This window comes from Acidobacteriota bacterium (assembly GCA_016700075.1).
In the GTDB taxonomy this organism is placed as follows: Bacteria; Acidobacteriota; Blastocatellia; order Pyrinomonadales; family Pyrinomonadaceae; genus OLB17.
The window spans coordinates 341,403-359,697 of the sequence record CP065000.1; the positions used below are offsets into that span (position 1 = coordinate 341,403).

22 protein-coding genes and 1 pseudogene are annotated in these 18,295 nt (G+C 52.2%); 10 read left to right on the top strand and 13 right to left on the bottom strand.

What is annotated here, in order from left to right; genetic code table 11:
• Positions 1–9 precede the first annotated feature (9 nt).
• The 10 genes from rpe to def form a co-directional block, all read right to left on the bottom strand.
• Positions 10–672 carry a ribulose-phosphate 3-epimerase gene (gene rpe / locus IPM50_01590; protein QQS33298.1) on the bottom strand — a complete coding sequence of 221 codons (663 nt, stop codon included), beginning with the start codon at positions 670–672 and terminating at the stop codon, positions 10–12.
• 42 nt (positions 673–714) lie between these two features.
• Positions 715–1,359 (bottom strand): PASTA domain-containing protein, encoded by a 645-nt coding sequence (locus tag IPM50_01595; protein ID QQS33299.1) that lies wholly within the window; start codon positions 1,357–1,359, stop codon positions 715–717.
• Positions 1,360–1,435: 76 nt separating this feature from the next.
• Positions 1,436–2,719: a methyltransferase gene (locus IPM50_01600; protein ID QQS33300.1), complete on the bottom strand. Its 1,284-nt coding sequence runs from the start codon at positions 2,717–2,719 to the stop codon at positions 1,436–1,438.
• A complete protein-coding gene (locus IPM50_01605; protein ID QQS33301.1) occupies positions 2,716–3,492 on the bottom strand; it encodes a hypothetical protein in 777 nt (258 codons plus the stop codon). The genes IPM50_01600 and IPM50_01605 overlap by 4 nt, the downstream gene beginning before the upstream one ends.
• A 6-nt stretch (positions 3,493–3,498) precedes the next feature.
• Positions 3,499–4,431: a methionyl-tRNA formyltransferase gene (locus tag IPM50_01610; GenBank protein QQS33302.1), complete on the bottom strand. Its 933-nt coding sequence runs from the start codon at positions 4,429–4,431 to the stop codon at positions 3,499–3,501.
• Positions 4,432–4,452: 21 nt separating this feature from the next.
• On the bottom strand, positions 4,453–5,358 hold the full coding sequence (locus IPM50_01615; GenBank protein QQS33303.1) for a hypothetical protein: 906 nt from the start codon (positions 5,356–5,358) through the stop codon (positions 4,453–4,455).
• 24 nt (positions 5,359–5,382) lie between these two features.
• Positions 5,383–6,951, bottom strand: coding sequence for an L-glutamate gamma-semialdehyde dehydrogenase (pruA, locus tag IPM50_01620; protein QQS33304.1), 1,569 nt, complete (start codon positions 6,949–6,951; stop codon positions 5,383–5,385).
• 18 nt (positions 6,952–6,969) lie between these two features.
• The gene (locus IPM50_01625; GenBank protein ID QQS33305.1) at positions 6,970–7,605 is read right to left on the bottom strand and encodes a hypothetical protein; all 636 of its coding nucleotides are present in this window, start codon (positions 7,603–7,605) and stop codon (positions 6,970–6,972) included.
• Positions 7,606–7,769: 164 nt separating this feature from the next.
• The gene (locus tag IPM50_01630; GenBank protein QQS33306.1) at positions 7,770–7,994 is read right to left on the bottom strand and encodes a hypothetical protein; all 225 of its coding nucleotides are present in this window, start codon (positions 7,992–7,994) and stop codon (positions 7,770–7,772) included.
• 4 nt (positions 7,995–7,998) lie between these two features.
• On the bottom strand, positions 7,999–8,529 hold the full coding sequence (gene def / locus IPM50_01635; GenBank protein QQS33307.1) for a peptide deformylase: 531 nt from the start codon (positions 8,527–8,529) through the stop codon (positions 7,999–8,001).
• Between the two features lie 460 nt (positions 8,530–8,989).
• Here def and IPM50_01640 point away from each other — a divergent pair, with 460 nt between their 5' ends.
• Positions 8,990–9,640 carry a hypothetical protein gene (locus IPM50_01640; protein QQS33308.1) on the top strand — a complete coding sequence of 217 codons (651 nt, stop codon included), beginning with the start codon at positions 8,990–8,992 and terminating at the stop codon, positions 9,638–9,640.
• Between the two features lie 11 nt (positions 9,641–9,651).
• A complete protein-coding gene (locus IPM50_01645; protein QQS33309.1) occupies positions 9,652–10,842 on the top strand; it encodes a putative metal-binding motif-containing protein in 1,191 nt (396 codons plus the stop codon).
• A gap of 171 nt (positions 10,843–11,013) precedes the next feature.
• Here IPM50_01645 and IPM50_01650 read toward each other — a convergent pair whose 3' ends face one another.
• Positions 11,014–11,487, bottom strand: a complete 474-nt coding sequence (locus IPM50_01650) for a heme-binding domain-containing protein (GenBank protein ID QQS33310.1) — start codon at positions 11,485–11,487, stop codon at positions 11,014–11,016.
• Between the two features lie 219 nt (positions 11,488–11,706).
• Here IPM50_01650 and IPM50_01655 point away from each other — a divergent pair, with 219 nt between their 5' ends.
• The 8 genes and pseudogenes from IPM50_01655 to IPM50_01690 all read left to right on the top strand — a co-directional run bounded on the left by IPM50_01655 (position 11,707) and on the right by IPM50_01690 (position 17,075).
• A complete protein-coding gene (locus tag IPM50_01655) occupies positions 11,707–12,528 on the top strand; it encodes a sterol desaturase family protein (GenBank protein QQS33311.1) in 822 nt (273 codons plus the stop codon).
• Positions 12,529–12,531: 3 nt separating this feature from the next.
• Positions 12,532–13,260, top strand: coding sequence for a hypothetical protein (locus tag IPM50_01660; protein ID QQS33312.1), 729 nt, complete (start codon positions 12,532–12,534; stop codon positions 13,258–13,260).
• A gap of 3 nt (positions 13,261–13,263) precedes the next feature.
• On the top strand, positions 13,264–13,671 hold the full coding sequence (locus IPM50_01665; protein ID QQS33313.1) for a cobalamin B12-binding domain-containing protein: 408 nt from the start codon (positions 13,264–13,266) through the stop codon (positions 13,669–13,671).
• Between the two features lie 29 nt (positions 13,672–13,700).
• Positions 13,701–14,030 (top strand): hypothetical protein, encoded by a 330-nt coding sequence (locus IPM50_01670; protein ID QQS33314.1) that lies wholly within the window; start codon positions 13,701–13,703, stop codon positions 14,028–14,030.
• Positions 14,031–14,097: 67 nt separating this feature from the next.
• Entirely contained in the window at positions 14,098–15,465 is a 1,368-nt protein-coding gene (locus IPM50_01675) for a DUF1446 domain-containing protein (protein ID QQS33315.1), read from the top strand.
• Between the two features lie 38 nt (positions 15,466–15,503).
• A pseudogene (locus tag IPM50_01680) lies at positions 15,504–15,806 on the top strand (type II toxin-antitoxin system RelE/ParE family toxin).
• Positions 15,799–16,092 carry a putative addiction module antidote protein gene (locus IPM50_01685; GenBank protein QQS33316.1) on the top strand — a complete coding sequence of 98 codons (294 nt, stop codon included), beginning with the start codon at positions 15,799–15,801 and terminating at the stop codon, positions 16,090–16,092. Before IPM50_01680 ends, IPM50_01685 begins: the two are co-directional and overlap by 8 nt.
• Before the next feature lie 131 nt (positions 16,093–16,223).
• Positions 16,224–17,075 (top strand): carboxypeptidase regulatory-like domain-containing protein, encoded by an 852-nt coding sequence (locus IPM50_01690; GenBank protein QQS33317.1) that lies wholly within the window; start codon positions 16,224–16,226, stop codon positions 17,073–17,075.
• A gap of 3 nt (positions 17,076–17,078) precedes the next feature.
• On the opposite strand, the gene IPM50_01695 is transcribed toward IPM50_01690, so the two are convergent.
• On the bottom strand, positions 17,079–17,834 hold the full coding sequence (locus tag IPM50_01695) for an enoyl-CoA hydratase/isomerase family protein (protein ID QQS33318.1): 756 nt from the start codon (positions 17,832–17,834) through the stop codon (positions 17,079–17,081).
• A gap of 87 nt (positions 17,835–17,921) precedes the next feature.
• Positions 17,922–18,281 carry a four helix bundle protein gene (locus IPM50_01700; GenBank protein QQS33319.1) on the bottom strand — a complete coding sequence of 120 codons (360 nt, stop codon included), beginning with the start codon at positions 18,279–18,281 and terminating at the stop codon, positions 17,922–17,924.
• Positions 18,282–18,295: the final 14 nt, after the last annotated feature.

The window sequence follows — 18,295 nt, forward strand, 5'->3', positions numbered from 1 at the left end:
CTAAAAAACTCAAACCCATTTTGTACCGTTTTCGATCAAGGTTCTGACCGCACCACCGGGGTCTTCCTTGCCGAATACGGCAGAACCGGCTACCGCGATGTCCGCGCCTGCCTCAGCTATCCGCCCGATATTCGTTTCATCAACTCCGCCGTCGATCTCGATCTTCACCTCGCGTCCGCTTAGGACGATCATTTCTTTGAGACGACGAACTTTTTCAAGTACCTCAGGAATGAATGCTTGTCCGCCAAAGCCGGGATTCACGGACATTAACAGCACAAAATCACAATGCTGCAGCACTTCGTCCAGCGTCGACAATGAGGTCGCCGGGTTGATAACTACTCCAGCCTTTGCCCCGTTATCCCGGATCGATGTCAACGTGCGGTGAATATTTGGGTCAGCCTCCACGTGTATCGAAACCATGTTCGCGCCGGCTTTTGCGAATTCGGCAGCATATTTTCCCGGTTCTACGATCATCAAATGAGTGTCAATGATCATATCCGTTGCCTTTCGGATCGACGCCAAAACCGGAAGGCCGATGGTGATGTTCGGCACGAAGCGGCCGTCCATTACGTCAAAATGCAGAATATTGGCTCCGCCTGTTTTGACGGCGTCGATCTGTTCGCCGAGCTTTGCGAAATTCGCAGAAAGTATTGACGGGGCTATTTCGATCATCAAAGCTTTATGTTTGGTGCAAAACTCGGGCTGCCGGTTGTATTACCGAGGCCTCGGAGCAGGCCGATTGCCCGATTCGCCCGACGACGGACGTCCGGCAGGCCGTGTATTTCCGGCAGGCTTCGGCGTCGGACGTTCGTTTGGCGGTGTCGTTGTTGACGGCTCCTTCTTGTTAGCAGGCGTTGCGCCGTCGTTCTTATTATCGCCGTCGGATGTTCCGGCGGTATTGCCCGCCACATCGCGTGTCGCCTCAGCCTTCTTGCGGTTGGTGTTGGAATTCGCTTTCGTCTTCTTCGGCTTGTCCGAGATCATCTCCTCGATCTTTTCCGAATCGTCTTCCTCAGTATTCTTCTTAAGCGTGGTTGGCGTGTTCCCTTCTCCCGGCCCCTTACTTGTCACTACGAGGATCAACTGACCGGTCTTCACGGTCTCGCCGGGCTTCGGCAGCTGCTCAATTACAGTATTAGGAGTTTCCTCGCTAAATCGATCCGCACGTTTCTTTATTTTTAGGCCGAGGGATGCAAGCTCCCTTTCACCTTCTGAAAGATCCTTCCCTGTTATTTCAGGAACTTTTACCTCCTTGCCCTGCAAAGACATATAAACGACCGTTCCCATGGAGAACAGAAAAAGCGTTAGCAATATCACGGTTGCGGCAAGCCGCCCGATCGCACCAATTCCGCGTTTCATAACTTCGGCTCCAACAGTCCGGCGCAAAAAAGAAAGTGTAACATTCTGCGTTTCAAAATGATAAGAGGCATCTACATCAAAGCCGGACAAAAATAGCGGCGAAAAATCCGTCCATGCCGTCACGATGGGGCCAGGTCCGCATAGCGTAACCGACTGACAGTTCCTTCATATTTCCCGATGCAGGAAGTTGAACAAATTCCTTATTCTCCGCCAAAAACTCACCCGCAACCTGTTCGTTCTCTTCCGGTTCAAGCGAACACGTAGAATAGGTCAGCTTGCCGCCTTTTCTTACCAGTTTGGATGAATTCCGGAGCAGTTTCAGTTGTTTCTCTTTTGCTGCTGCTATTCGCTCCCCGGTCACACGATACTTGATCTCGGGGTTATGCCTTATCGTGCCCGTGCCCGTACATGGGGCATCCACGAGTATCCGGTCAAAACTCTCGGCGTCAAACGGCATAGACGAGGTGCCGTCCAGTTGGACTATTCGCACGCTCGTCACATTCTGATACTCAAGGTTATTCTGAAGAGTATTAAGCCTACGCCAACTGCTGTCAGCCGCGACGATCAAGCGGTCCGGATGACTCTGCCGAGTTGCGACAAGACCGGTCTTTCCGCCGGGTGCGGCACAAAGATCAAGAAATGTCGACCTTTCAGGTATATCGACTAACGATGCAACGATCTGTGAACCTTCGTCTTGAACATAGACATTGCCATCACGCATCCACTGCAACAGCTGCTCATTAAAGCCCTCAGATAAATAACAGTTTTCTACGTAAGACGACCTGGAATATGCCGACAACTCATCATTTGGAATGTCACACAATGTCCTGAACGCGACTGTTGGGCGTTCATTATTTGCCAACGCGATCGCGGAAGCCGCCTCAAAGCCGTGGTCTCCGACCCATTTTTCGATCAGTTGGCGAGGGTGCGACGTTTCGATCGCTAAGCGTTCTATATCGTCAGAATATTCGAGTTCCGGAACGCCCCTTTGGAGCTTTCTTAGGACGGCATTAACAAAGGTCGCAGCCGATCCCTTTTTATAGCGTCGAACAAGCTCAACGCTCTCGCTGATGGCAGCATAGGCGGGAACCCTATCCAATGACAATTGCTGGAAAGCTCCTATGCGGAGGGACAGATTGACTTCAGGATCAATACTGCGGTTTCCGGCAAAAGAGCGGATGATCGCGTCTAGGAACATCTGTTTCCTGAGCACGCCTAAAACGATCTCTCGGCAAAGACCCGCATCCTTTGCTGTTAGTCGTTCATCTGTCGAGGCAAGCAGATCAGACGTCGACATCTGTTTGAACTCGCAGTCGCGCAGAGCTTCAAATGCGGCGACCCTTGCAGGTGAGATCTTCATTCGTCAACACTCTCTGCGTGCTGCGGTTCGGGATGTCGTCCCGAAAGGTCCCGCCGCGAGCCTACCGAAAGATCGGCGGTTACGGTAACTCGCTTATCAAAAACGTAACATTCGCCATGCCACAGCGATTCTTCGGCAGGCACGGCTTCTAAATATTTCAGAATACCGCCCTCAAGCTGGTACACCTCGTGGAAACCCTGAGCGATGAGATACGGCGCAAACTTCTCGCACCTTATGCCGCCGGTACAAAACATCGCGACCTTCTTGTGCTGTTCGGGGTCCAAGTTCTCTTTCACAAATTCAGGCAGATCGCTGAACTTCTCGGTCTGAGGATTAACAGCACCCTCAAAGGTGCCCGTCTTAAATTCGTAGTCGTTTCGAGTGTCGAGCAAATACACGTCTTCACCGGAAATGATCTCATTCCACCTTTCAGGAGAAACGTGAGTTCCTTCTCCAAGCCGGATATCCACGTATCTCTTTAGAGTGACGATCTCAGGTTTGATCTTCACCTCGACCTTGCCGAGAGGTTCTTCATCGGCAAATGATACTTTTGGAACGACAGTCTGACCCAAAATATCTTCAGCTGAAGCAATAAAGCTATCGACAGCTTCCGGCACACCCGAAAGCATTGCGTTGTAGCCTTCTTCCGCAATGATGATGGTGCCATGAACTCCGGAAGCACTCATGGCAGCCAGCAGCCGTTCTTTGAGGACGCCAATTTCCGACGCATCACCAAGTGGCATGAACTTATAGAATGAGACGATCTTGAACACTTTACTCTACGATCCAAATACTTCTTCCGCCGTCACACGGGCACCGTTAGCAAACTCGGACGCTGATTGACGCTTTTTTCCTTCCGCCTGAAGCTCCGTGATCTTCAGCACCGATCCATTGCCGCATCGAACCGAAATACCATTTCTGCCGGCTTCTATGATAGTCCCCGGCTCATCGATGCCGGCTTCGCCGCGCTCAGCCTCAGCATCATGTATTACAAGCCTTTTCCCTCGAAACATCGTGAAACTGCCCGGAAAAGGCTTGAAGCCGCGGATCTTGCGTTCAATTTCCGATGCGTCGCTGCTCCAGTTTATCAAACCGTCCGCCTTTCGCAGGATCGGCGCATACGAAGCAACATCGTCATTCTGCCTTCTCGGTACGATGTCATCGAGTTCATTCAGTGTCCTGGAGAGCAATTCTCCACCTATGACTGCCGAGCGTTCCAGTAGTTGCGGCGCTGTATCGCGGTCAGAGATCTCTAAAGGCTCCTGAAGCAAAATATCGCCTGTGTCGAGTCCGGCGTCCATCTTCATCGTGGTCACACCGGTCACTGTCTCACCGTTTGCGATCGCCCAATTGACCGGTGCGGCACCGCGATATTTCGGCAGTAATGAAAAGTGAAGGTTTATCGCTCCGCGCGGAAAAGCCTCCAGCATTGCCTGCGGCAAAATACGGCCATATGCAACGACCACAGCACAATCGGCCATCAGAGACCGAAACGCCTCGATCTCCTCGTCAGTCTTGATGCGTTCCGGCTGCCGAACTTCAAGCCCATGCCGCATCGCGGCTTCTTTGATCGGAGACACTGTCAAGTGCTGACCGCGTCCGGCGGGCCTGTCCGGCTGAGTATAGACGGCGACAACATCGTGGCCATCTGCGACCAGCCGTTCCAACGAGGCAACGGCGGCCGCCGGCGTACCCATGAACACTATTTTCATTCTGAACGAGCGTGAGGATGCTTAGAATCCGCAGTGATAATTAGACCATTCATATGACTTGGCCCATTTGCCCTGCTTTCGGCTGTAGGCTGTAAATCCAGCACCTTCGAATGACTGAACGTAGGTGAATACCTCGCGAACGCCGTCTCCGTCCACGTCAATCGAGTCGAGAAGCAGTTCGTGGTAAACGCCTTCATCAACAGATTTGATGTCGCCGCTCATGACGTTCGCCTCGTCAATAGTACGGAAATCCTTCACGACGAGTGAGTATTTCGGCTTCTTGCCCTTCTCCGCGATGAAAAAGAATAGTCCGCGTGTTTTGGGATCGATCTCGATCCAATATGTGCCGACCATTTCGGCCACCCCGTCATTATCGACATCGATCGAGGTCAAATTGTGATATTTCAGATTCTTGCCGGAGAGTTTATACTTTGCGATCTCTGCCGAAACGAGTGCCTCGACCTCGGCCCTTTCGGTTGCGGTGGGCCGCTTGCGGAACGACGTGCCCAACTTGCCCGGCAGATTCGTCGCGAGTCCCATAACAAGGCCTTTAGGCGTAAATGTGGAGGACGTGGTCGTGATGGTGGCCATATTCGACGAACACTCGGCCTTCGGATCCGAACTCGTTACAGAAACGCTGCCGACCTCGCTGCCGCCAAAGATCAAACGATACTTCTGCCCCGGCTTGTAATAGGTTCTGTTGAATGCGGTGATGATACGCAATTCATCGCTGCCGTTCACGGGTTCCTGCATCTTACCGCGGCTAATGTAAGCAATGGGCTCCAGCGTCTTTCCGTCATTCAAAACGGCGAAAACGATGGATTTGCGAGGCGTGGGCTTGGCGTTTCGTTGAGCAAGGGTTTCGCCCATGAAAAACAACCCGGCCATCAGGACAGCAAAGGCAAAATGCGGCATTATTCTTTTCATATCTTAATCGCGTCAGCTTACCGATCACACCTTTTGCGACGACAGCTTGCCCTGCATGAACTGAAGCAGATATTCTCGTCCGCCTGCCTTTGAGTCCGTGCCGCTCATATTAAAACCGCCAAAAGGATGCACGCCTACCAGCGCTCCTGTGCATTTGCGGTTGAAATAAAGATTGCCTACGTGGAAATCTTCCCTGGCCCGCTCGATGCGTTCCTGCGAACCGCTGTAAAGTGCACCGGTGAGGCCAAATTCCGTCCCGTTCGCTATCTCAAGAGCATGTTCGAAATCGCGGGCCTTCGTAACGGCGAGAACCGGAGCGAATATTTCTTCTTGTTCGATGGTATCGCCGGGCTTAACGTCCGCGATGATCGTGGGCTCGATGTACCAGCCCGTGCTGTCATCGCCTTTGCCGCCGGTCATCAGGCGTCCGCCCTCAGCGATTCCTTTTTCAATGTAACTGAGCGTAGTTTCGTATGATCGCTTATTGATAACGGCAGCGACGTTCATATCAGCGTCGAGAGGCGAACCAACCTTGAGCTTGCCGGTCAATTCCACGACTCGGTCGAGCAGAGCATCGTAAACCTTCTCATCGGCGATGAGCCGCGAACAAGCAGAGCATTTCTGCCCTTGGAAGCCAAAAGCAGCCTGTACGGCGCCGACGGCGGCGCTTTCCACGTCTGCGTCATCCGCGACGATGATCGCATCCTTGCCGCCCATCTCCGCGACGACGCGCTTGATCCAGATCTGTCCTTCGCGCGTTTTCGCAGCCTCTTCGTTGATGTGCAGGCCGACGCCTTTAGAACCAGTGAACGAAATAAAACGCGTCTTCGGATGCGTCACCATGGCCTCGCCGGTCGCGGCGCTGCCGGAAATGAAGTTCACCACGCCTCTAGGCAGCCCGATCTCCTCCAGAATTTCCATGAACGCGCTTGCGATCGCGGGCGAATCCGACGAAGGCTTGAGCACAACTGTGTTTCCTGCAACAACGGCGGCCATCGTCATACCGGCCATAATGGCGAGCGGGAAGTTCCACGGCGGGATGATGGCACCAACGCCGAGCGGAATGTACTGAAAATGGTTGTTTTCACCTGGGATCCGCGTGAGCGGTTGTTCTTCGGACCAGCGGAGCATCTCTCTGCCGTAGAATTCGCAGAAATCGATGGCTTCGGCGGTATCACCATCGGCCTCAGCCCACGTTTTCGACACTTCAAAGACCATCAGAGCCGAAAGCTCGTGCTTGCGCTGCCGCATTATATCGGCCGCTTTGAAAAGATATGCCGCGCGCTCCGCCGCAGGCACCTTTCGCCACGTCACAAACGCCTTCGCCGCCGCTGCGATAGCCTTTTCCACCAGCGAAGTATCCGTATCTCCCTCGGAAAACACGCCGACGACCGTAGCATGGTCAAAAGGCGAGCGGCTTTCGAATTTACTCGGCAGGCTTATCTTTTCGCCGCCGATGATTATCGGGTATTCGCGCCCGAGCCCTTCGCGAACCTTCGCGAGTGCCGCCTCGAACGCCGCTTTGTTCTCCGGCGTCGTAAAATCCGTAAAAGGCTCGTTCCTAAATTCGTCCAAAGCTCCTGCTGTCTGCATCCCTGTATCTCCTAAAACCTAGTACGTATAACCGTAATATATCGCAAAAAAGTTGTTACCGCGGCCGACGTTGCCGATATTGTAAGTTCCCTGTACAAAACTGCGGCTATTGATCTGATATGTAAGCCCGGCCGAGCCGTAGCCGAAACGATTATTGCCGCTGACCCATTCGCCGACGGCTGTAAAACGCCGCGAGATGGGCTGTTCGACCGCGACCGTCGCACCGCCTTTCGAACCGAAATCATCGCCGCCGTTGAATACACGATACGCGCCTGCGGTGACGCGGGCTCCGCCGATCTTCTTGAAGGTCTTGCCCACGTTCGCATAGGTGAAAACCTGCGACGATCCGGCTAGAGAACGACGCAGCGGGACGTAAACGACGGCCCCGACGCTGGCACCGACGGCGTGCTTTTCATTGTTATAAACGTTCTGTTTCACGCTGAAATTCATCTCAAGCGGCGTATCGTTGCCGTCGCGTGTGTAAAAAAACGACACGCCGACATCGGTCTTTCTGCCCAATCCGTAAACGGTGCGGTATCCGTATGTCTGAAACCCGCCGTTCTCGAACTTCTTCGGCTTGAAAATGACATTAGCCTCGAGATAGAACCGTCCTTTCTCAAGCGTATCGGTCGTCGGCGTGTTGATAATCGTCATCTGCGCGGACGCCGCTGCCGAGCTCACCGCAATCAATACCGCGGCCACAAAAATACAGTGCCTTATCCCCTTGAACATCTCTCTTCTCCGTGTTCGGCACTCCGTCACCAACGCCGTTTCGGGGCGGGCAAGCCTCGCCAACGGCAGTTTCACCGCAATAGCGGCTACAAATTTCGCGATCTGCGCATTTCGCGCATCTCCCACTCGTCCAGCATTTCGGGGAAAACGGCGGGGCCGTCGTTCGGCCATCCGACGACGAAACGCGGCTGCTGCGAATCGTTCAACCTTTTAACGTATGCGAGCAGCAGCACCCAGCCTTCGCCCAGATATTTGTTAAGTTCGCCGCTCGACGTCAATTCGGCGGTCAGTTTCGTGTCCTGTATCTCCAAAAGGCTATCCCCACTTGCCGGTTTTTTGCAGTCTCTTAATTCTACGCTTTGCAAGCTCGCGTTTCAATGCCGACATCCGATCCAGGAACACAATTCCGTCGCAGTGATCGGTCTCGTGCAGAGCGCAGCGGGCCGCCAGGCCCTGCAGATCGAGCTCGATACGCTCGCCTCGGACGTCGTTTCCGCCAATAATTACACGCATTTCGCGTTTTACCACCTGAAACAGCCCCGGGAACGAAAGACATCCTTCGTCGCCGGTCTGTTCGCCTTCGACGCGGATGATCTCCGGATTAATGATCGCGTGCCGCTCGTGTGAACCGTCCTCGTTCGGCGTGTCCATCACAAAAAGCCTTCTCGAAACCGCGACCTGCGGCGCCGCCAATCCAACGCCGCCCGCGTCCGACATCGTCTCGAACATATCCGCGACCAGCCGCTCCAGCTCCGCGTCAAATTCCCCCTCCGCGACCGGCCGCCCGACCGTCAGCAGCACAGGCTCCGGATAATGTACTATCGGCAGCAACGCCATAACCGCCATTTTACGCGATTCTAATGCCAATTGTCAGCGCCGGGCCGGGCGCCTGCCAGCCTGCGGTCCGATAAAGGGAGAACCACTTCCGTCAGGAAGTGGCAACTTCCGGAAAGAATGCAGGAAAGGCCGCCTACGGTCCGTCGAATAAGAAGGCTGCCGGGCGTGCCGCCTTTTTGCATAAGCCCGCGCGTGAGCAAGGGCGACAGCGACCGACCGACACGAACGAAAAGACCGCACGCATCTTCTACCTGCGTTCTTTCCGTCTGATTATGCTCAGGATATCGCCCTTACTAACGTGCGGGCTTCTGCAACTTGATTTCCGCCGTACGGCCGCATCTCTGAATCTCGCTCGGAGGCTCAAGGCGAAGTTGACATACACGCGTATATATTCTAGAAGGCATCTACAGTGAGACCTTTTCCATAGTCGCCTTCAAAAAATCATTATTCCACGGCTAGAGGAGCGCCCATGAGAACATCGATCTATTTTTTCCATCACGAAACTTCGCCGAAACGACTGCAATCTGGATTTAGGTTTTGTAGGAATATTATTGTTGGCGTGGCCATTCTAACTGCGGGATTTGTCGTAACGACTAAGGTTATATCTATCTACTCACAATCAAATTACAAGTCAATTGCGATCACTCGTGACGGCGTCGTGAAGCCGCAAATCACTATTAAAGAATTGGAGATCGGTGGCCGAAACATACAGTCTAACGAGACCTTTGCTGAATCCTCAGATTGGCTGAGTCGAGTTTCATTTACTGTAGAGAATGTTTCAGAAAAGTCGATCGAATACATGCTCATCCATTTGTGGCTTCCAGAAACTAGAGCCTCCGGATCGGTTTTGGTTTATCAGATCGCTTTTGGAAACTTAAATCCATCAAAAGGGGGGGGTCCCGCATTTCTCCTGGAACCCGGTGCGAGAACTAGAATTTCACTGGCAAACGAGTATTCGAAGATTGAAACATTCGTAAGTCCCAGGCACTCCATGGCAGACATCCAGAAAGCCCGCCTTGAGGTTGGTTTTTTGCTTTTTGACGATCAGACTGCGTGGAGCGTCGGTACACACCTAAGGCGCGATAGTAAAGACCCTAATCGCTTCATTCCACTGGAATAGCTAGGCAAGGTGTGCAAAGAGCATTGGCAAACTTTCCAGGTGAGCGATTTACGCCCTTTTTTATACTTTTCGGAATTGGAGCACTGTTTGCCATCGGGTATCAATGGCTCCGGAGCCCAGAACCTGTTTACGCACAATATTCAATTCAGTGCGATCAATTTAGCAGTTTTGAGCACGGCTGCGGTAACAATGAAACGTTTGGGCTCGGTTACTACATAGAGACAGCGTTCGTTTCCACCGGAGAAGGAATAAATGCTGCCGTTGAGGGGAGCACTAACTGCGTTGGCACGTCAGGTGGTGCGGTTCCTGACGTTCGTCTTGCCACGAACAACTCAGGATATTGCTGTGATCGCGACTACGACGGATTTGTCGGGAATAGACCAGGATGCGGAACGTGGTTGGATTGTAACGACAATAATGCTTCTATTCACCCTAATGACACGGAAGTTTGCGATTCGGTCGATAACAACTGCGATGCGAATATTGATGAGGGTGGCGTTTGCTGTACGCAACAAACCGAACCGTTGTGTTTCGATCAAGGGTACGGTTGCGGTTCGTTCATTGACCCTTATCAGGGATTTTGTAAGCCAGAGTGCTGCGCAGCATGTTACGCCAATGGTGGACAATATTGTGAAACAAATTGTAATTGTTGGACGCCGATAGTGATTGATGTTGCAGGAAACGGTTTCAACTTAACGAACGGGGCCAACGGAGTTTACTTTAAATCAAGCCCTGATGGCGAAATTGTTAGGACGGCTTGGACCGCCTTCGGTAGCGATGATGCGTTCCTAGTACTTGACCGAAACGGAAACGGGACGATTGATGACGGCAGTGAGTTGTTTGGATGCTCCACTCCGCAGCCCGTGCCGCCGATAGGCGGAATAGGAAATGGTTTTATAGCGTTAGCTGAATATGATAAGCCTGCGAATGGCGGTAACGGTGACGGCAGTATTGATCACAGGGACACAATCTTTCCGTTCCTTCAGTTGTGGCGGGACACCAAACACAATGGTGTTTCAGAACAAGACGAACTTTTAGCGTTGCCCCATTCAGAAATTCGTCAAATCGAGTTGCTATTTCGTGAATCACGAAGACAAGATCTGCACGGCAACCGATTTAAGTATAGAGCAAAAGTACTTGATATACGCGGCGCTCATGTCAAAAAGTGGGCGTGGAATGTATTTCCTGTTGTTCAACCATAACGTCCATTCCTTTTTTCTTTCTGATTGCAACCGTTTGCAAGTTTATGGCCATCCCTTAGATCGCAATTGGAATTCGTCGAAACACTTAATTACTCATATATGATCGGAATATAGGACCTATGGCCGAATTTCGCATGATACTCAAATAAACTATCTTCCTCACGCGTAGCATTAATCTTGCTCGCGACTATCTGCTGAAGTTGCTTCTATGTTTGCCCAATTGCAGAGCGCGTCTTTTTCCGTTTCGGACAAAACGGCGTCAGGATGGCCGTAGGTGTAGCTGGGCAGCGGCATTTTTCCTTCGCGGACCTCGTCGCACATTTCTTCAAGCTTGTGGGAGCGCTGTTTTGCGTTCATGCGTGCGAAGGTGCTGAAGTTGAGCTCGTCTCGGCCTTTGAGAAAATGGTCCTGCATCCACCAGCCGACGGGCTGAACGTACGAATACCAGGGATAGACCGTCTTGTGCGAATGGCAGTCGTTGCAGCTGCGTGCCAACATCATCGAAATGTCGGGCGGAACTGCGACGGCGGCCTCCATAGTTTCCGCGGCGTTTACCGGCGGATTCGTTTTGTCGATCTGAAACAACTGCAGAACCGCAAACGCCGCGGCGAGAACGATAACGACGTATTTAATTACCCTTTTCATTTTAGTCCCTCCGATCCGATCGGTATAAAAGCCTTGCGCCGCCTCTCTATGAGGCAAATATATCACAAAGGACTAGGCCCCGATTCATCTATTCTTCCCGTGATTCTTTCAGCCGTTTAGATTTCGTCTTGTATGGTCATCCCTCACGCAACAGACCTCCGAAATTATGCTCCGTATTTTCCCTTTATCCTTTCGCCTTTATCCTTTATCCTTTAGGTGATGCTTCACCCGACGGTCATCGCGATACCGATATTTGCGGCTCTGATCGCCGCCGAAGCGTTTTTCGCCGCCCGCCGCCGCGACCCCGAATACAACGACAACAAAGATACCTGGACCAACATTTTTTTGGGCTTTATGAGCGTCGTCTGGGGCGCGGTGTTTGGCGTTTTCACCTTCTTCATCTACGATCTCTGCTACAACCTCGCACCCTTTAAGTTCCCCGCCGACGCGTGGTGGACGTGGGCCGTGCTTTTCTTCGTGGACGACTTTGCCTATTACGTTTTCCACCGCGCAAGCCACGAGATACGACTGTTTTGGAATTTCCACGTCGTGCATCACAGCAGCGAACACTACAATCTTAGCGTCGCCGTGCGGCAAAGCTGGTTTTCGGGGCTGCTGCATTGGATATTCTACGCGCCGGTTATGCTGCTCGGCTTTGCACCGTGGATGTTCGCGCTGATGCACGGCTTTAATTTGATATATCAGTTCTGGATCCACACGAAATTCGTCCGCCGCCTCGGTCCTCTCGAATGGATCCTCAACACGCCGTCGCACCATCGCGTCCATCACGGCGTCAACGAACAGTATCTCGACAAGAACTACGCGGGTGTACTGATCATCTGGGACAGGCTGTTCGGCAGCTTTGTGCCCGAGACCGAGGAGCCGCGTTACGGCATTATCAAACCGATCAAAAGCTACAACCCGCTGTGGATAAACACCCACGCCTGGTTTGAAATGTTCGCCGCTATCCGTTCAAATAGAGGTTTCAGGGCGAAGCTGAAAAGCGTCTTCGGCTCGCCGAATCTGGAGACCACGAATTAATTCATGAAAAGATCCGCCGGACTTGTTTTTATTCTTTTGTTAGCCTCCACTGTATCTATTTTAGGCCAGTCCGTCGGCGTCAAAGGCGAAAAAATCACCTACACCAGGCCCGAGCCGTCGAGTGAATTCAAAAGCACATTCACGGTGAATTATCCCCGCATCACTGCCTCTTCGCGCGAGATCGCGTCAAAGATCGAATCGCTTCTTAGTTATGAGAAGGCATTCGACTTTACCATCGAAGAGGAAAAGAAGGACCTGCAGTGGCTTTCTGAGGCCGATTTTGAGGTGAATTACAATACCAACGGCATATTGAGCATCGAATTGCGGATCGACGGTGTCGCTGCGTATCCGGACTCCGTTACCAAAAAACTGAATATAGACACGGTCCGCGGCGTCCGCCTGTTTCCAAAAGATGTTTTCCGCAACTTGCCCGCTCTCGCCGGCCTCGTCAAACGGAAACAGGCGGCTGAGATCGCGGCTGCTAGACGTGCGATGCGTAAAGACCCCGACGCACAGGACCTTGACCCGAATGAAATGTTCGCAAGGGCCAATTTCCGCGTGGCCGAATTGAACGCATTCCAGGTGACTGAACGCGGCGTGACGTTCTATTATGATTACGGGTTTCCGCACGTCGTGAAGGCTCTCGAACCGGACGGCATTTATCAACTGTCGTGGCGTGACATGCGGCCGTTCATCAAACCCGGAAGCCTGCTGGCAAAGGCCGCGAGATAAGTTATGTCAGATAGAAAGATCAGAGTTTTAGTAGCAAAGCCGGGCCTCGACGGCCATGACCGCGGTGCAAAGGTGATAGCACGTGCTTTGCGTGATGCCGGAATGGAGGTCATCTACACCGGTCTTCGTCAGACACCGGAGATGATCGCTTCGGCTGCACTTCAGGAAGATGTCGATGCCGTCGGCATCTCCATTCTCAGCGGAGCACACAAGACGCTATGCCCGCGTATCGTAGAACTTTTACGCGAGAACGGAATGGATGACACCCTTGTTGTCGTTGGCGGCATCATACCTCAAGAAGATATTGCTCCTTTGAAGAACGCCGGCATAGCAGAAGTATTCCTTCCCGGCACGTCGACAGAGGACATCGTTAAGTTTCTGCAGAGCAACGTCAGGCCCGGCCTGTCGTAATGGTGGTAATTGACAAGGGAGATAAAACAATGAAAAGAACATTAACAGCATTGATACTCGGTGTATTTATGGCCGCGTCGCTAGTCGTCGTGGGCGGCAGCAGCAGCGCATCAGCGGCGACGCCTGCTATGCAAACGAAAAAGAAACAGCAGAACGTAGGCCTGATCCGCCGCGGGTACCGCGCAGGTAAGAAAGGCGCAAAAGCGTCATATAAAGGCGGGCGTTGGGTTACGGTCAGAACCTACCGCGGCGGTAAATGGGTGACCAAGAGGGTCTGGCAGGCAGGCAAATGGGTGACGGTAAAATCTGCAACCGGCACCAAGCGTGTATTTCGACGTTCGAAGAAGGTTATCTACTAAATTCGAAACATCTGCTTTAGATCGGCTGGGGTTTGCCTTAAGCAACTCCAGCCTTTATTTTTGTTGTATGAAAGAGAAAGTGCGTGTAGCGGGCGGACAAGGGTTTTGGGGTGATCTACTGACGGCACCGGTCGATCAGGTTCGAAAAGGTCCGATTGATTATTTGATGCTCGATTACCTCGCCGAGGTAACGATGTCGATCGTCCAGAAGCAGAAGCAACGCGACCCAAACGCCGGTTACGCACGTGATTTTGTGACGCTAATGCGTGAGATATTGCCGGATTGCGTCGAAAAAGATATCAAAGTCCTCTCAAACGCCGGCGGCGTCAACGTCGAAGGCTGCGCCAACGCGATCAAAGATGTCGCCGTCGAACTCGGCCTCTCGGGCAAGGTAAAGATCGGCGTTGTCACCGGCGATGATATTCTCGATCGGCTCGATCAGTTTATCGCTGATGGAGTTGAATTAAATTCGATGGACGACGGCACGCCTTTGTCCGCGATCCGCGACAAAGTCCAGTCCGCCAACGTCTATCTCGGTGCCGAAGCTTTAGTCGAAGCCCTAGGCAAAGGTGCGAATGTCATCGTCGGCGGTCGTCTGACCGATACGGGACTGACGCTCGCTCCGCTGATGCACGAGTTTGGCTGGAGCTTTGACGACTGGGACCGCGTTTCTGCCGGGACGATCGCGGGCCACATCATCGAGTGCGGCGCCCAATCGAGCGGCGGTAATTGCCAGTACGATTGGCAAAACATCCCCGACATGGCGAACATCGGCTTCCCGATCATCGAAGCCTCGCCCGACGGCACATTCATCGTCACCAAACACGAAGGCACCGGCGGCCGCGTCAACATTCAGTCCGTCAAAGAGCAGCTCCTCTACGAAATGGGCGACCCGCACGAATACATTACGCCCGACGTCGTCGCCGATTTCGCGTCGATCAACCTTGAGCCCGCCGGCGAAAACCGCGTCCGCGTCCACGGCATAACCGGCCACCCAAGAACCGACTTTTACAAAGTCTCCATCGCCTACACCGGCGGCTACAAATCCGTCGGCACGCTGGTTTATTCATGGCCCCAAGCCCTAGAAAAAGCCCAAGTCGCCGACCGTATCTTGCGTGAAAGACTCGATAATCTAGATCTTAAGTTCGACGTTATCCTAACTGAGTTCGTCGGCGTCAATGCGACTCATGGGCATTTGGCCGGTGAACCGTCGCCTGATATCCCCGAAGTCCAACTCCGCGTCGGCGTCCGCGGCCAAAACCGTGCCGACGTCGAACGCTTTACCAAAGAGATCGCCCCACTCATCCTCACCGGCCCGCCCGCCGTCACAGGCTTCGCCGGCGGCCGCCCCAAAGTCGAAGAGATCATGGCCTACTTCCCCGCCCTGATTCCTAAGACCCTGATCCATACGAAGGTTGACATAGTGGAAGCGTGATAGGTTTGTAATTCTGTAGCCACTAGGATACACTTGAAATGATTGAAGTGCGCCAAACTGAAACGTTTTCAAGATGGCTGATGAAACTTCGTGACATTCGGGCTCGTGCGAGGATTCAAGCCTGCATCGATCGGCTCGAACTGGGAAATCCTGGAGACGTAAAGCCTGTCGGCGAAGGTGTATCCTAGATGAGAATTGACTATGGGCCCGACTATCGCGTGTATTTCATCCAGAAAGGCGCGGAATTGATAATACTTCTAGCCGGTGGTGACAAACGCACTCAATCTCGCGATATTCAAAATGCAATCGAGATCGCAAGCGAACTAAAGGAATATGGCTAAGATTAAAACAACCAAATACGATGTCGCAGAGTATCTAAACACGCCCGAAGAAATGGCTGCATATCTCGAAGCATGCCTAGAAGAAGCCAACGGCGATGCGGCATTCGTAGCCAAAGCACTCGGCAATATCGCCCGAGCCAAAGGCATGTCGGAGATCGCCCGCGAAACCGGCCTTTCGCGTGAGAGCCTGTATAAATCACTATCTGGCGAACGAAGCCCGAGTTTTGAAACCGTTTTGAAAGTGATCGGTGCTCTTGGCCTAAAGATCCACGCTGAACCAGCATAACCCAAGTCAAAGGCCAGTTCGGCGACAACTCAAACGAGATCCAAGCCCTCGGCATCAAGAAAAAGAGCGAATACAAGTCTCCGACGAAGAAGAAACCTACGCCATAACTGAAACTATCAAAGGCCGCGAAAGTGGCCTTCTTTCGTGGCTATGATTCGCTGGGTGTGCCAACACCTAAAGGCTCGATTGCATCTAATTCATCAATGAAAACCATGAAGCTACGTATTTCGGCTTTGACAGCGCTAATTGCTCTGCTTGTCCTCGTTAATATGGCGATTGCACAAGAGAGACAAGGTGAGATACGTGGGCGTGTGACCGATCCGAACGGAGCTGTCGTCCCGGGAGCTAGGGTGCTTCTGTCATCGCAAGGGAGTACGACTTCGGGCACTTCCCGTGGTACAACAACGAATTCGGAAGGTGAATACTCATTCCAAAGTCTTCCCTTAGGTAATTACGAACTAACCGTTTCATTGAGCGGGTTTGCTCGCCCTTTCAAAAAGGCAGTTGAGCTTTCTGCAAGCCAGTTGCTCAAAGTCGATATTGTTTTTTCGTTCGCTGCCTGTTCAGACGAACCTGAGATAACTGGCGTAAGTAAGTTCGCTGAGGACGACCACGCAGAAATAGTTCGCGTACTCGTCAATCTGTTAATCGGAGACGGAAGGCAATCTACCAACAAGGAGAAAATTATCTTCTCGCCCGACAACTTTTCGTCTAAGTGGCTCCTCGCCGAACAAAGGTCACGAATAGCGATTCTATCCAGGGCTGACATTCAGGAAATAACTGAGAAGAACGGCGAGTTAACATATTACTCCTTTACAAAACCGATTCAGCGAGGACGATGCGTCGCAATTTCCCTTGTAAACAATCGAACGGTCAAAGGACAAATGGAAGACGCGAATATGGCGGGCGGTGAGGACAACTACGAATTCAGAAAAGTCGATGGAAAATGGACCGCGCTTCTTCTCTCATCGATGATTTCGTAAAGACTACTTCTCCAAAAACCTAGCAATTCCCTTCTGACAGTCGTCGGTCATTCGGGCGTCGGCGTTTACTTTGGCACCTTGTTCGATAGCGGAGGCGAAATCGAGTTCGTCGATGTCGTAGAGCAGGCGTTTGGTCATTTGGACGGCTGAGGCGCTGAGTTTTTCGTACTGTTTGGCGATCGCGATGACCTCGGAGTCGAGATCTTCGCCTTGAATGATCACTTCGACGATACCGCGATCCCGAAGTTCGGCGGCGGTGATCTCGTTTCCTAACGTGAGAGTCGCAAATGCGTCTTTCTCCGTCATGTTCCTACGCAAAATGGCCGCGACCATAGCCGGCACGAATCCGATCTTGACCTCGGGAAACCCAAAGCGGGCTTCGTCGTGTGCAAAGATCACATCACACGCCAGCGCCAGCCCAAAACCACCCGCCAAAGCCCTGCCCTTTACCGCAGCAATAACAGGCTGACGAACGCGACGGATCAGTTTGTACAATTCCCCAAGCGACCGCGCGTCCTCAAGATTCTCTTCATGCGACGCACTAGCGATCTTCTGCAAAGCCGAAAGATCCGCCCCGGAACAAAAATCCTTGCCCACCCCGCGAATAACGATCGCCCGTACCGATTCATCGGCGTTCGCTTCGTTCAGTGCGGCTTTCAGATCAGCGATAAGCTCGTCATTCAACGCATTACGCTTGTCAGGACGGTTAAGCGTGATAATTCGAATACTGCCGTCGTTTTCTATCAGAACTGAACTCATATCTTTGATTGTTAATTGTTAATTCGCTGATTGTAAATTGGATAGCAGACTACTCATTGACCAATTAACAATCAGCGAATTAACAATTTACAATTTGTCGTCTCGCTTTGAGGTCTTGACGATGCTGGTTAACATCTTTGCAAGTTCCTTTCGGTCGGCTTCGATAGACTCGAACTCATGATCCTTCAACAAACCTGCATAATGTATCAATACCAACCAATACTCAGTCTCGTCGGCTCGTTGCAAGGCCTTAGCCATGTTCAAAACAAAAGATTCGGGTGACTCGCCGCTTTCGGCGAGTATTACAAACTTTCCAACGCCCGTTCCCGAAGTTAACACCTCACGACTGAGCGAAAACTCCTTATGCTCTTCAGCAAGATGCCGAGACAATTTCACGACCCGTAAAGCAAATGCAAGAGACTTTGAAACGATGGGATTGTCTTTCATTGTGAACTGTAAAT